This window comes from Neobacillus sp. FW104-15D2 (assembly GCF_058790155.1).
Genome location: NZ_JBYTCJ010000001.1, coordinates 240,278 through 254,051, shown reverse-complemented (window position 1 = coordinate 254,051; position 13,774 = coordinate 240,278). Strand labels below are relative to the sequence as shown.

The 13,774-nt window shown below is 41.0% G+C and carries 10 protein-coding genes; all 10 read right to left on the bottom strand.

Going from position 1 to position 13,774, the window contains the following annotated elements:
• Positions 1-12: 12 nt before the first annotated feature.
• The 10 genes from AC3WR0_RS01295 to uppS all read right to left on the bottom strand — a co-directional run bounded on the left by AC3WR0_RS01295 (position 13) and on the right by uppS (position 13,730).
• A complete protein-coding gene (locus tag AC3WR0_RS01295) occupies positions 13-315 on the bottom strand; it encodes a YlxQ family RNA-binding protein (protein WP_027323429.1) in 303 nt (100 codons plus the stop codon).
• Positions 315-572, bottom strand: a complete 258-nt coding sequence (rnpM, locus tag AC3WR0_RS01290; RefSeq protein WP_492550712.1) for an RNase P modulator RnpM — start codon at positions 570-572, stop codon at positions 315-317. The genes AC3WR0_RS01295 and rnpM overlap by 1 nt, the downstream gene beginning before the upstream one ends.
• Before the next feature lie 28 nt (positions 573-600).
• Positions 601-1,728, bottom strand: a complete 1,128-nt coding sequence (nusA, locus tag AC3WR0_RS01285; RefSeq protein ID WP_027323427.1) for a transcription termination factor NusA — start codon at positions 1,726-1,728, stop codon at positions 601-603.
• A 74-nt stretch (positions 1,729-1,802) separates the two neighbouring features.
• Positions 1,803-2,273 (bottom strand): ribosome maturation factor RimP, encoded by a 471-nt coding sequence (gene rimP / locus AC3WR0_RS01280; protein ID WP_492550640.1) that lies wholly within the window; start codon positions 2,271-2,273, stop codon positions 1,803-1,805.
• 221 nt (positions 2,274-2,494) lie between these two features.
• Positions 2,495-6,820 (bottom strand): PolC-type DNA polymerase III, encoded by a 4,326-nt coding sequence (locus AC3WR0_RS01275; RefSeq protein ID WP_492550639.1) that lies wholly within the window; start codon positions 6,818-6,820, stop codon positions 2,495-2,497.
• A gap of 617 nt (positions 6,821-7,437) precedes the next feature.
• The gene (locus tag AC3WR0_RS01270; RefSeq protein ID WP_492550638.1) at positions 7,438-9,141 is read right to left on the bottom strand and encodes a proline--tRNA ligase; all 1,704 of its coding nucleotides are present in this window, start codon (positions 9,139-9,141) and stop codon (positions 7,438-7,440) included.
• A gap of 104 nt (positions 9,142-9,245) precedes the next feature.
• A complete protein-coding gene (gene rseP / locus AC3WR0_RS01265) occupies positions 9,246-10,508 on the bottom strand; it encodes an RIP metalloprotease RseP (protein ID WP_492550637.1) in 1,263 nt (420 codons plus the stop codon).
• A gap of 143 nt (positions 10,509-10,651) precedes the next feature.
• Positions 10,652-11,803 carry a 1-deoxy-D-xylulose-5-phosphate reductoisomerase gene (gene dxr / locus AC3WR0_RS01260; RefSeq protein WP_027323422.1) on the bottom strand — a complete coding sequence of 384 codons (1,152 nt, stop codon included), beginning with the start codon at positions 11,801-11,803 and terminating at the stop codon, positions 10,652-10,654.
• A gap of 306 nt (positions 11,804-12,109) precedes the next feature.
• On the bottom strand, positions 12,110-12,898 hold the full coding sequence (locus tag AC3WR0_RS01255) for a phosphatidate cytidylyltransferase (protein WP_492550636.1): 789 nt from the start codon (positions 12,896-12,898) through the stop codon (positions 12,110-12,112).
• A 55-nt stretch (positions 12,899-12,953) separates the two neighbouring features.
• Positions 12,954-13,730 (bottom strand): undecaprenyl pyrophosphate synthase, encoded by a 777-nt coding sequence (uppS, locus tag AC3WR0_RS01250; protein WP_492550635.1) that lies wholly within the window; start codon positions 13,728-13,730, stop codon positions 12,954-12,956.
• Between the last annotated feature and the right edge of the window lie 44 nt (positions 13,731-13,774).

The following is a 13,774-nucleotide window of genomic DNA, read 5'->3' as shown; positions in this document are numbered from 1 at the left end:
CCCCCGCTAGAATTAATCGAGCATCGAAACCAGCTTATTGGCAAATCCATCATCCATTACAGCAACAACTACGCGGGCTTCTTTGCCAATCGCATGCCCTAGAAGATGGCGATCTTCCACAATCTTGTATGGAACTTCGTAAGATTTACATTTATCTGTAATTTTTTTCGTTGTATTTGCAGATGCATCTGCCGATAATAATATGAGCTTCGCTTTACCGCGCTGGATTTCCTTAACGGAAAGCTCTTCACCCGAAATGATCTTCCGTGCCCGATTGGCTAAGCCAAGTACTGACATCCATTGATTCACTCTCATTAGGATTGTCTTTTCTCCTTCTCTATGAGCTCAAGAAGTTCTTCATATAATGATTCATCTATTTGTGTCTGGAGATGATTGGATAAGGTGTTTTTTTTCCTCGCCAGAAGGACTGCATCTTTGTCTTTTGACAAATAAGCGCCCCGGCCGGATTTTTTACCGGTTAAGTCCAGGGAAACCTCTCCCTCTTTAGTGCGAACAACGCGAACGAGCTCTTTTTTCGGCTTCATTTCACCGGTTGCCACACATTTGCGCATTGGAACTTTTTTCACTATCCTCACCCCGTTAATCCAAATCTAAATCCTGATCAAAATCGTCGTCCTCTGTATCTTGTTCCTCCAAAAGTCTAAATGACTCTTCACGAGGATAAATACCTATTTCTCGGGCGTCCGTTTCTGATTTTATATCAATTTTCCAGCCTGTAAGCTTTGCAGCAAGGCGTGCATTTTGACCGCGTTTACCGATAGCAAGAGAAAGCTGGTAATCAGGAACAATAACAGTTGTAGCCTTTTCTCCCTCACTTACAATAACATCAAGCACCTTGGAAGGACTTAATGAATTAGCGACAAAAACCACCGGATCATCTGACCACTTAACAATGTCAATTTTTTCGCCCTTTAATTCATTTACAACCGCCTGTACCCTGTTGCCTTTTGGACCAACACAGGATCCTACTGGGTCAACTTCGGGATTTTGAGAATGAACAGAGATTTTGGAACGGTCTCCGGCTTCCCGGGCTACAGATTTAATTTCAACAGTGCCATCATAAATCTCTGGAACCTCGATTTCAAACAAGCGCTTGAGAAGGCCTGGATGAGTACGTGAAACAAAAATTTGTGGGCCTTTTGTTGTTTTTTCTACCTTTGTAATATACACTTTAATGCGGTCATGAGGCTTGTAGCGTTCATTTGGCATCTGCTCATTAAGCGGAAGCAACGCTTCTATCTTGCCAAGACTTACATAGATAAATTTGGAATCAAGCCTTTGAACAATACCTGTCATGATATCTTCTTCACGGTCGATAAACTCGGAATAAATAATGCCTCTTTCAGCTTCGCGTACACGTTGTGTTACCACCTGTTTCGCAGTTTGAGCGGCGATTCTTCCAAAGTCCTTTGGAGTTACTTCCATCTCTACTACATCTTCAACCTGGTAATTCGGATTCATATTTTTTGCTTCTTCAATAGAAATTTCAAGGCGCGGGTCAAATACCTGATCCACAACTTCTTTTCTTGCAAAAACTTTCATAGATCCGTTTCCGAGGTTTAAGTCGATCCGCACGTTCTGTGCCTGGTTAAAATTACGTTTGTATGCTGAAACCAGAGCTGCTTCCATTGCTTCTATTAAGACATCCCTGGAAATGCCTTTTTCTTTTTCCAGCAATGTTAGAGCATCCAATAATTCACTGCTCATAAAAGGTTATCCCCCTTTAACTTCATATTCAATTTTTTGCAAAGCTTGAGCTAGGGTGCCTACGCTTTTCTTAATCATCCAAATGAAACAGCAAGACGTGCGCTAGCAACTTTTTCATACGGAATTTCAACCATCTTGTTGCGAGTTTTAATTTGAACGTTCACCTTAACAGTCTGACCATCAAAATCAGCCAGTGTTCCTTCAAATGTTTTTTCACCATCAATAGGTTCATATGTTTTTAAAAATACTCTTTTGCCGACAGCCTTTTCAAAGTCCTTATCCTTTTTCAGAGGCCGTTCAGCTCCAGGAGATGAAACTTCAAGAAAATAGTTATGGGGAATTGGGTCCAATGCATCGAGTTTTTCGCTAAGCTTCTCGCTCACGACTCCGCATTCTTCAATATCCACGCCATTATCCTTGTCAACGTATACACGGAGGAACCAGTTTTTCCCTTCCTTTACATACTCGACTTCAACAAGTTCAAGTCCCAGCTCATCTGTAATCGGTAAAACAAGTTCTTCCACTGTCTCTGTAACCTTGCTCATGTCCGACCTCCTTTTTCGTAAACTCGTTACTATTTTACGTTTTTAAACGGATTGTTTTATGCCTTTAACGGCTATCAGCATGCTAAAAAAACCCAATACAATACGAAAGAGCGGGTTGCCCCACTCTTGAATACGAGAGTATTTCTTAGTATTTCCAATAAAACTATACCATAACCATTTTCTATATGCAAATGATTGGAATAGCTCCAGCCGCTCACCGCTTAGAATAGAGAGAGCTGGTTTTGTTCTGGGAGTGACCCCAAACAGCCCTGTTTATCCAGATACTCCAGGATGGTCTTTGATACTTTTCCGCGCTGCTGAAGATCCTCTTTTGATAGGAATTCTCCATTCTTGCGGGCATTCACTATATTGATTGCTGCATTGGTACCAAGTCCAGGTATTGAATTAAACGGTGGAATTAGAGTATTTCCTTCAATAATAAATTCGCCAGCAGCTGATTTATATAGATCAATCTTTTGGAAGGACATGCCTCGTTCCGTCATTTCCATCGCCAATTCAAGCACTGTCAGCAAACTCTTTTCTTTTGGAGCTGCATCTAGGCCCTTTGCATTAATCTCTTCAATTTTAGAACGGATTGATTCGGAACCTCTTGCCATGGCCTCAATATCGAAGTCTTCTGCTCTTACTGTAAAGTAGGCAGCGTAATACATCAATGGATGATGGACTTTAAAATAAGCAATCCTTACAGCCATCAAAACGTAAGCGGCTGCGTGGGCTTTCGGGAACATATATTTAATCTTTTTGCAGGAATCAATGTACCATTCTGGCACTTCGTTCTTCCGCATCTCTGTTTCCATTTCCTCGGACAAACCTTTTCCTTTACGTACAGATTCCATAATTTTAAAGGCAAAGGCAGGCTCCAGTCCCTGATAGATCAGGTACACCATGATATCATCACGGCAGCCGATTACCTCGCTCAGGTTACATATTTTATTGTGGATCAGTTCCTGCGCATTTCCAAGCCATACATCCGTACCGTGTGAAAGACCAGATATCTGAACCAATTCAGAGAAGGTAGTTGGTTTTGTATCTTCAAGCATTTGCCTTACAAACCTTGTTCCAAACTCTGGTATACCCAAAGTTCCAGTTTTACACATGATTTGTTCTTCTGTTACTCCCAGCGACTCGGTATTGCTGAATATTTTCATTACCTCAGGATCATCCGTTGGAATGGTTTTCGGATCTATACCGCTCAAATCCTGAAGCATCCTGATGACCGTCGGATCATCATGTCCAAGAATATCAAGCTTCAGCAAGTTATCATGGATCGAATGGAAATCAAAGTGTGTTGTTTTCCATTCAGATGAACTGTCATCCGCAGGGAATTGAATAGGAGAAAAATCGTAAATATCCATATAATCAGGTACTACGATGATCCCCCCCGGGTGCTGGCCTGTTGTCCTTTTTACTCCGGTACAGCCGGAAGCAAGACGGTCAATTTCTGCGCCTCGGATCATGAGATTGTTATCCTGCTGGTAAGCTTTTACATAACCATATGCTGTTTTGTCTGCAACCGTACCAATGGTTCCTGCACGGTAAACATTATCCTCGCCAAAGAGAACCTTCGTGTAATTATGTGCTTTTGGCTGATATTCACCCGAGAAGTTCAAGTCGATATCCGGGACCTTGTCCCCCTTAAAACCAAGGAACGTTTCAAACGGAATATCATGTCCGTCTTTGCGGTATTTCCCGCCGCATTGCGGACAATCTTTATCAGGAAGGTCAAACCCGGAACCAACGGAACCGTCATTAAAAAACTCTGAATGCTTGCATGCAGAACAGACATAGTGTGGAGGAAGCGGGTTTACCTCGGTAATTTCCATCATAGTTGCGACAAAGGATGAACCAACCGACCCCCGGGAACCTACCAGGTAGCCATCGTTAAGCGATTTTTTAACGAGTTTATGAGAGATAAGATAAATAACTGAAAATCCGTGTCCAATGATACTCTTGAGTTCTTTTTCCAGCCTTGCTTCCACTATTTCAGGAAGTTCTTCGCCGTATATGCTCCGGGCCATTGCATAACTCATGTCACGTGTTTCATCCTCGGCACCTTCAATTTTTGGCGTATAAAGATCATCCTTTATAGGCTTTATAGCGTCAATCATATCAGCAATTTTATTTGTATTATCTACGACTATTTCTTTTGCCTTTTCTTTGCCTAAAAATGAAAACTCTTCAAGCATTTCATTGGTTGTCCTAAAATGGACATCCGGCAGCTGATGCCTGTTTAAAGGATTAGCGCCGCCCTGGGAGTTAATTAGGATTTTGCGGTATATCTTATCGTTTTCATTTAAATAATGAACATTTCCTGTCGCGACTACCGGAATACCAAGTTTTTCTCCAAGCTTTACTAAGTTTCCAATAATCTCTTCTAGCGCCATGCGGTCTCGGACTAATTCCATTTCAATCAGGGGTGCATATATAGGTTTAGGATGAACTTCCAGATAATCATAGAAACGTGCTGCTTCCTCCACTTCTTCAGGGGATTTCTGCATCATTCCTTGGAAAACCTCACCTCTATCACAGCCGGATCCGACAAGTATACCTTCACGATATTTTTGCAGCACAGATCTTGGAATTCTTGGTACCCGATAGTAATAATTAAGATGTGATATTGAAACAAGCTTGAATAGGTTTTTCAGTCCTGTATCGTTTTGAGCGAGAAGCGTTATATGATGAGGACGGGCGCGCTGAAAGGCATTTCCTTTGCCCATATTATCGTTAAACTGATCATGGGATTCGATACCTTTTTCCAGAGCATCCTTCAGCATTTTTAACAGTAAATAGCCTGTTGCTTCTGCATCATAAATCGCACGGTGATGCTGTGTTAGTTCTACATCGAATTTTTTTGCAAGTGTATTTAAGCGGTGGTTCTTCATTTCAGGATGCAGGAAACGGGCAAGCTCCAGCGTATCAATTACTGGATTCGGTGCTTTTTCCATGCCGATCTTTTTATAGCCGACATTCAAGAAGCCCATATCAAAGGTTGCATTATGCGCTACGAGAATGGAATCAGCAGCCCACTCGTGGAATCTCTTCAGTACATCTCCAATTTCAGGTGCGTTTTGTACCATATCATCCGTTATACCAGTAAGGTTTATCGTAGTTGCCGAAAGGCGATGGTGCGGATTGGCGAAGGATTCAAACCGATCGATAATTTCTCCATCATGAATTTTTACCGCTGCTAATTCAATGATTGTGTCATAAACGGCTGAAAGTCCCGTTGTCTCTACGTCAAAAACCACGTATGTGGCTTCAGCTAAATTCCTTTTTGTATCATTATAAGCAATTGGAACTCCGTCATCGACAAGGTTAACCTCTACACCGTAAAGGATTTTAATATCATTCTTTTTCCCGGCTCCAAAAGCCTCAGGGAATGATTGGCATACAGCATGATCTGTCACTGCAATGGCTGTATGTCCCCATTTTTTTGCTTGTCCGATCAATGCGCTCACTGGAGTAACAGCATCCATCTGGCTCATCGGTGTATGAAGGTGCAATTCTACACGCTTCTGCCCTTCAGGAGCAGTATCCTTGCGCTGCTGTGGTTTTATTTCGTTAACATCATTCCCAATCATGACAAGGTCTCTGACAAAAGTATCGTTTTGAATGCTGCCTCTTACCTTTAGCCACATTCCTTTTTGTACCCGCTGATACTGTGCAGCATCTTCCTTGTCCCGGGAAAACATTTTAACCATGATAGAACTTGTATAATCAGTAATTTTAAAGGTTAACAGTGTTCTGCCGCTTCGAAGCTCCTTAGTTTCTGCAAAGAAAACATAGCCCTCAACCGCCACTCTTCTTTCCTCATCCAAAATTTCTGCAAGACTGCGGAAATCAGCATCATCTTTAATGGTAAGGCCAATAGTAAGCGGACCATTAGGAACATCTCCTGAGCCCTGGTCTTTTTCAGCTTCACGCTTCTGCATTTCTGCCATTGCAAGCAAAGCTCGCTCCTGGTCCTCTTTTTGCTTTTCCTTCAGGAACTTTTCATATTCTTCATTTTGCTCCTGAGCTTTAACTTCTGTATCTATTGTTAAGTAAGGGAAACCATAGGTCTGATAAATATTTGTAATCATTCCTGCATACTTATGCTTTATCGTCATTCCTTCTGTTTCATTTCTAACGGAAAGAACTAACTTAGTTCCCTGAAGTCTTGGTGTTTGTTCATGTAATAGCTTTAATAGCGGCGGTGAAATACCGTCGATTTCCCCAATGCAGTTTTTCCAATAATCAAGAACAATCTCCTCATTAAAGGATTGATCTGTTACTTGGATACTAAAGGAAACAGTTGCAATCTGGGAAAAGGTCTTTTCAAGCTGTGCAGTAAACCGGCTGAAAAGGCTGCAAGGCAGCACTTTTTCTAATAAAAACTCAAAGTGCCATTTACGTGCTTTTTTTTCAACGATCATTTTTTCAATTTGTGCATTGTGAAAATGCGGGACTACTACATCTTCTGTCAATTGCAGCTGCTGGAGCAAAAGCTGGAATCGCTCCCTTTTGCCCTGGGTATGATCGCTCATCGGTCTCTCTCCCATCTTTACTAATCTATCTGTTTTAACCTTATTATCAAAAGTTTATTATAGCATAAGACAGCTGCTTTTTCGGCTGTTTTCGACATTTTCTTTATGATTCGCTATGTTAATTTTAAATACTATTTTTATTAAAGGCTAATTAAACTTGGCGCTAATTTCCGTTTCAAGACACTCGATTTCCGGGGGCTGTCAAATTGTTGCTTGATAAGAATTATTTCCCCCGGTACATGTTTATGAGAAAAGCAGCTCCAGCCAATAAAAGGACTAAGCCATTGCTCCAGACCATAAGTTTAATCATGAAAACCGCCCAATTCTTTTTCCGCTGTCCAAAATAAAAAATAATACCAAAGATATAAGAGTTATTATACCCCTATTAAAACTCCCTTCTTTGAAAAAGCTAAATATACTAAAAACCATAAATAAAGCAAACAGGATTAAATAAATCTTAAACTTCTTCTCTTTTCTTCTTGCCTCATGCTCAAATAGATACATGACTGCTCACTCCAATAAATGGTCCTTAGTTTTATCTCATATTTTCATTTAAATTCGGAGATTCGACAGATGAAAAAAGAGTGCCCCAACCAATAGGGCACTCTCTCGTATTTTTATATACTTTTCAGCATGCTTGCCAATGTTCCCACTAGCTCGCTACGATTAACTTCTGTTACTTCTCCAGTTTTGCGGACTTTGACTTCTACAATTCCCTCAGAAGCTTTCTTACCAACTGTTATTCTTAATGGCAGACCAATAAGGTCAGAATCTGCAAATTTTACACCAGGGCGCTCCTGTCTGTCATCAAACAGAATTTCAAAACGCTCTCCCTGCAGTTCCTTGTATAATTCATTTGCCAACTGTGCCTGTGTTTCGTCTTTCATATTTACTGCAATTAAGTGCAATTGATATGGGGCAATATTTGCAGGCCAAACCAGACCGTTTTCGTCATTATATTGTTCTGCTACTGCAGCCACAGTCCTTGAAACACCAATTCCATAACAGCCCATAATCATCGGCTGACTTTTTCCATTCTCATCCAGGTAAGTAGCATTCATTGCTTCACTGTATCTTGTGCCCAATTTAAATACATGGCCCACTTCAATTCCTTTGGCAAAAACGATGGTTCCACTTCCATCAGGAGATGGATCCCCTTCTTTAATAAAGCGCAGATCTGCATACTGTTCAACATTAAAGTCTCGGCCAGGATTCACATTAATAAAATGATAATGTTCCTCATTTGCTCCGCAAACGCCGTTTACAACTGCCTCTACCGCATGATCAGCTACGATTCTTACCTGCGTTACACCTACAGGGCCGAGTGATCCTACAGGACAGGATAAAACAATCTTTGTTTCTTCTGCACTTGCTAGTTCAACTGATCCTGCTTCCAGGAGATTCTTCAATTTAACATCATTTACTTCATGATCGCCGCGAACAAGCACCAAAACATACTGCTCGTCCACTTTAAATAATAGGCTTTTTATAAGGTTTTCGTGACTTACTTCAAGATAACCCGCTACCTCTTCAATCGTCTTTTGGTTTTCCGTTTTAACCTTATCCATTTCCTTTAGAGCTTCACTGCTGCGTGTATATTCCATCACTACCGGAGCCATTTCAATGTTGGCTGCGTAATTGGAGGTATCAGAATAAGCAATGGTATCTTCTCCAACGTCAGACAAGACCATAAATTCATGTGTATCTTTTCCGCCCATAGCCCCTGAGTCAGCAATTACTGCACGGAAATTCAAACGACATCGGCTGAAAACATTGGAATAAGCCTGAAAAAGTTTTTGATACACATCATCCAAACTTTCCTTGGATGAATGAAAAGAATAGGCATCTTTCATGATAAACTCACGGCCGCGAAGCAAGCCAAAACGAGGACGCTTTTCATCACGGAATTTTGTCTGAATCTGATACATTGTAAGAGGTAACTTTTTATAAGATTTAACTTCATCTCTTACAAGGCTGGTAATTACTTCTTCATGAGTCGCACCGAGGGCAAACTCCCGATCGTTGCGGTCTCTTAATCTCATGAGCTCTGGTCCATATGTATACCATCTTCCCGATTCCTGCCAAAGCTCGGCCTGTTGCAGTGCTGGCATTAATAACTCAACCGCATCGGCCCCGTCCATTTCTTCACGAACAATATTTTCAACTTTTTGCAAAACCCTCTTTCCTAAGGGTAAAAAGCTGTATACTCCACTTGCGTTTTGGCGCATAAACCCTGCCTTCAGCAATAATTGGTGGCTTTTGACCTCTGCGTCTGCAGGAATTTCTCTTAGCGTTGGAATAAACGTCATACTTTGCTTCATAGTGCACCTCTTTAATATTTTCATAATTAACCATTAGGAAGCCGCTGAACAATTAATTGAACAGCGGCTTGGGATGAACCTTCTGTAATGATTTGATTGTTATTCTATTTTAGAAAAAAGCGCTGAATGTCATTCCAGGTAACGACCAGCATCAGAAGCATTAGGAGAGCAAAACCAATAAAATGGACCATACCTTCCTTTTGACGGTCAATTGGTTTTCCTCTTAAAGCTTCAACCGCAAAAAACATTAAACGTCCGCCGTCCAAAGCTGGAATTGGAAGCAGGTTCATGATTCCAAGGTTAATACTTAAAATCGCTGCCCATCTCATCAAGTAATAGATTCCGGATTTGGCTACAGTATCAGTAGAAACATAAATACCAACCGGGCCTGAAAGCATATTAATAGAAAATTGGCCTGTTACCAGTTTACCTAGCATCACAAAGATTTCCTTTGTCCAAAAGTAGGTTTGATCAAAACCAAATTTAACCGCCTGAAGAGGAGATTTTTCAACCGGACTGTAAACTCCGATAATTCCTATCTTTTTGCCATCCACTTCTTGTTCCTTTGGAGTAACCGTTATATCGACATCCTTGCCGCCACGTTTAACCTCAAATCCCAGAGGTTTATTTGGGCTTTTGCGAATGATTTCAACCACGTCCTGCCAGCTGGAAATTTCAGCTCCGCCGATTGATTGTACAATATCTCCCTGTTTCAACCCAGCATCTCTTGCAACTCCATCAGGAGTCAACTCTCCAAGCTTTGGATCATTGGATGGAACTCCCTGCAGAAAAGCGATAATGATAAAAACAACAAATGCTAGGATAAAGTTCATCATCGGGCCAGCGAAGATAGCCATTGTTCTCTGTCCAAGTGTTTTTGAACCAAACTGACGGTCTATTGGAGCAATCTGCGTTTCAGTTCCATCTTCTACGATATTAGCAACAGGGCTAATATGGAAAGTCTGCAATTGTTCCGGAGCATCCTCGGCATAGCCTTTAATGAATAAATCCCGTTCAATATCTGCTGTTTCAACTTCCACTATTCTTGCAGCAGGGAATTTTTCCTTATTGTTAATGATAATTTTTTTTACCTTTTCTTCCTTGTCGAATAATAAACCGATACGGTATCCTGGTTTAATTTCAATCATTTCAGGGTCTTCGCCCGCCATGCGTACAAAACCGCCTATCGGTAAAAGGCGGATTGTGTAGACAGTTTCCCCTTTTTTATGCGAAAACACCTTTGGGCCAAAGCCAATTGCAAATTCACGGCAGAGAATTCCCGCGCGTTTTGCAAATACAAAGTGGCCTAATTCATGGAAGAACACAAGGGCTCCAAAAATAACGATAAAGGCTATAACTGTACTCAAATTAAAACCACCTTTTTTAAAAATAAGGAAAATGAATTCCTTTTTTCACAAAAACTGTCTCGAAGTTGCAAGCCAGAAAGACGCTGCCAAAGTATGTGGCGATGTTAGCCTTTCTTCAACACCACACAGCGCTGAACGGGCGCTTACGCTTTTCTAATAAGTGATGTTACATATTTTCTCGCTTCATTGTCTGCTTCCCCAATGGCTTCAAGACTTGGATTAGCAATTGTATTATGGACGCTCAATGCTTGTTCAATTAAATCTTCAATTTGCAAAAAGCTTATCTGGCCTTCAAGAAAGGCAGCAACAGCTGCTTCATTTGCTGCATTTAAAACTGAAGGTAATGTGCCTCCTATTTTTCCTGCTTCAAAAGCAAACTGAAGGCAGCGGAATCGCTGAAAATCCATCTTTTTAAAATTCAGTGTACCAACATCCGCAAGACTTAATCTTTTGGAGGTTTTAAGCGGCGCCCTGTCAGGAAAAGTCAGAGCGTACTGAATGGGAACCCTCATGTCTGGCGTTCCCAACTGGGCAATTACGCTGCTGTCATGAAATTCAACCATCGAGTGTATAATACTTTCACGATGAAGTAGAACATCAATTTTTTCGTACGGCATTGAAAACAGCCAATGCGCTTCGATCACTTCAAGTCCCTTATTCATCATGGTTGCGGAATCGATCGTGATTTTTGCCCCCATTGACCAGTTTGGATGATTAAGTGCATCTGCTACAGTAACGTCTTTTAGCTGATCGCGGGTCCTGTCTCGGAAGCTTCCTCCAGATGCGGTAATAATTAATCGTTCGATATTTTTATATTTTTCTCCCTGTAGTGCCTGGAAAATAGCCGAGTGCTCACTGTCAACAGGGAGAAGCGGAACTCCATACTTCTCGGCAGCTTCCATTACGAGATGGCCTGCGGTAACAAGTGTTTCCTTATTGGCGATTGCAATGGTTTTTTTACTTTCTATCGCCTGCAAGGTTGGATAAAGGCCAACGCTTCCTAATACGGCATTGACTAGGACATCTGCTTTCTCATAAACAGCAACTTCTGTTAATCCCTCGCTCCCATAGGCAAAGCGAATATGGGGAAACTCCGTTTTAAGCTTTTCGCAATCGTCTTTTTTCTGAACAGAAACAAGTTCAGGCTGATAATTCGATATGATTTGTCTAGCTTCATTAATATTTTTTCCAACTGACATCGCTGCAAGCCTGAACATCTCAGGATGCTCACGGATGACATCAAGGGTCTGGATACCAATAGATCCGGTAGCCCCCATTAAACTAATCTTCTTCAAAAAAACTCAACTCCTAACACGAAAAGCATAAACGCCGTTAGCGATATATGGCCTAGCCCCCTTTTCGACTGTAATAAAGGATCCACGAATCGGTTGCGATTCGATGTTAACTTATTAAGCGGGTTGGGGGGGACAAACGCTGCACCAAGTAACAAGTAACACCTGGTCATACCTTGATGCCAGATACCCAAAGATGCCATTTCTTAGATGAACACTCGCCGGGCGTTTGATGCCAGATTAAATAAAACAAAAACCCGGCAAATGCCGGGACTAAATCGGCGTCAGAAAACTTTTAGCTGCTTGCTATTAAAGCAAATGGAAAAAGTGAAGTAATGGCCAAACAAATATAAGACTGTCAAACCTGTCCAGAATACCTCCATGACCAGGAAGGATATTCCCTGAATCCTTTACATTATAATGTCGTTTAAAGGCTGATTCAACCAGGTCACCAAGCTGCCCAAAAATTGATAACACAGCGGTAATGCCAATCAGTTCCAGCAGAGTGGCGTCAATGTCGGTGAAAATGGCAAACAGGACAGCCACTATTAGGGCGCATATTACACCGCCAAGAGATCCTTCAACTGTCTTATTCGGGCTGATTTCCGGCCAGAGCTTTCTCTTTCCAAAAGCTTTCCCTAAAAAATAGGCCCCCGAATCTGTTGCCCAAATAATAAACAAAGAATAAAAGATGTAAACTAAGCCAGCAGCACGGGTTTCATAAAAGAAGTAAAATCCAATGCCTACGTATACAGCAGCAAAAATACAAAAAGCTGCATCGTCAAATGTAAACCTATTTTTCGTTATGACGGTATAAATCAAATATAGAAAAACGGCCAAAATGGCCAGTTCTATTTTCGAATAGTAGAAATCCGACCATATTCCTTGATATTGTTTTGGGATCATAATGATCCATAGAATAATAAAAGACAGTATACCAGGAATGGACAGGAAATTAATCTTTCTCATTTTTAACAATTCATAAAGGCCAACTGTTGCCAGCACATATGCCAGAATTATTGTTGGCATCCCTCCATATATAACTATGGGGAGGAAAAGAGCGGCTGCTATAACCCCTGTTAAAATTCGTTGCTTCATCTAAGCTTCAACACCTTCTTTAACAATCACTATGATTGAATAAATATGCGTATCCTTATACTCCTCCAAAACGCCTCTGACGTTTTTGGAAAACTTCAATTGCTTTAATTAAATGTTCTTCTGCAAAATCCGGCCACAAAACCTCAGTAAACCAGAACTCGGTATATGCCATCTGCCACAGCATAAAGTTACTTAGCCTTATTTCTCCGCTTGTTCTGATGAGAAGATCTGGGTCTTCCAATTCAGAAGTCATTAAATAAGAAGAAAAAATATCTTCGTTAAGTTCATTCATATCTATGATGCCCTCCTGGCAATCATTTAAGACTCTCTTAACGGCATCAAGTATTTCTGAACGGCTCCCATAGTTAAGGGCAAAATTCAGAATCATTCCATTATTGTTTTTTGTATCTTCCATTGCCTTTTCAATTGCTCTTAAAGTATGAGAAGGCAGCTGTTCCTTATACCCAATCATTTTTACTTGTACATTCTCTTCAATTAATTCCGGTAGAAAGGTACCAAGAAATTCTTCCGGTAATTTCATTAAATATTCAACTTCATTCTTTGGCCTTTTCCAATTTTCAGTCGAGAATGCATAGAGTGTCAAGGCGTCAATACCCAGTTGATTTGCCAGTTTTGTTGTCTTCCGTACCACCTTCATCCCTTCATGATGGCCGGCTATTCTTGGCAAAGCCCTTTTTTTCGCCCACCTGCCGTTCCCATCCATAATAATGGCAACATGACGGGGCACTGGCAGCTTCTTAATATCTTCTATTCTTTCTCGGAGTGTGGAAGACTGAGATTGATTCTTCCATAGCTTTATTTTGTTTAACATAGCATTGCTCCTTCAAATAAAGTTGATCATTACCTCCGAAAGCA

Excerpts from the sequence above, each read along its gene's own strand:
- rimP (WP_492550640.1), bottom strand. The coding sequence starts at position 2,273 with ATGAGCAAGGTTACAGAGACAGTGGAAGAACTTGTTTTACCGATTACA.
- AC3WR0_RS01275 (WP_492550639.1), bottom strand. The coding sequence starts at position 6,820 with ATGAGCGATCATACCCAGGGCAAAAGGGAGCGATTCCAGCTTTTGCTC.
- AC3WR0_RS01255 (WP_492550636.1), bottom strand. The coding sequence starts at position 12,898 with ATGAAGCAACGAATTTTAACAGGGGTTATAGCAGCCGCTCTTTTCCTC.
- AC3WR0_RS01270 (WP_492550638.1), bottom strand. The coding sequence starts at position 9,141 with ATGAAGCAAAGTATGACGTTTATTCCAACGCTAAGAGAAATTCCTGCA.
- uppS (WP_492550635.1), bottom strand. The coding sequence starts at position 13,730 with ATGTTAAACAAAATAAAGCTATGGAAGAATCAATCTCAGTCTTCCACA.
- AC3WR0_RS01295 (WP_027323429.1), bottom strand. The coding sequence starts at position 315 with ATGAGAGTGAATCAATGGATGTCAGTACTTGGCTTAGCCAATCGGGCA.
- rnpM (WP_492550712.1), bottom strand. The coding sequence starts at position 572 with ATGCGCAAATGTGTGGCAACCGGTGAAATGAAGCCGAAAAAAGAGCTC.
- nusA (WP_027323427.1), bottom strand. The coding sequence starts at position 1,728 with ATGAGCAGTGAATTATTGGATGCTCTAACATTGCTGGAAAAAGAAAAA.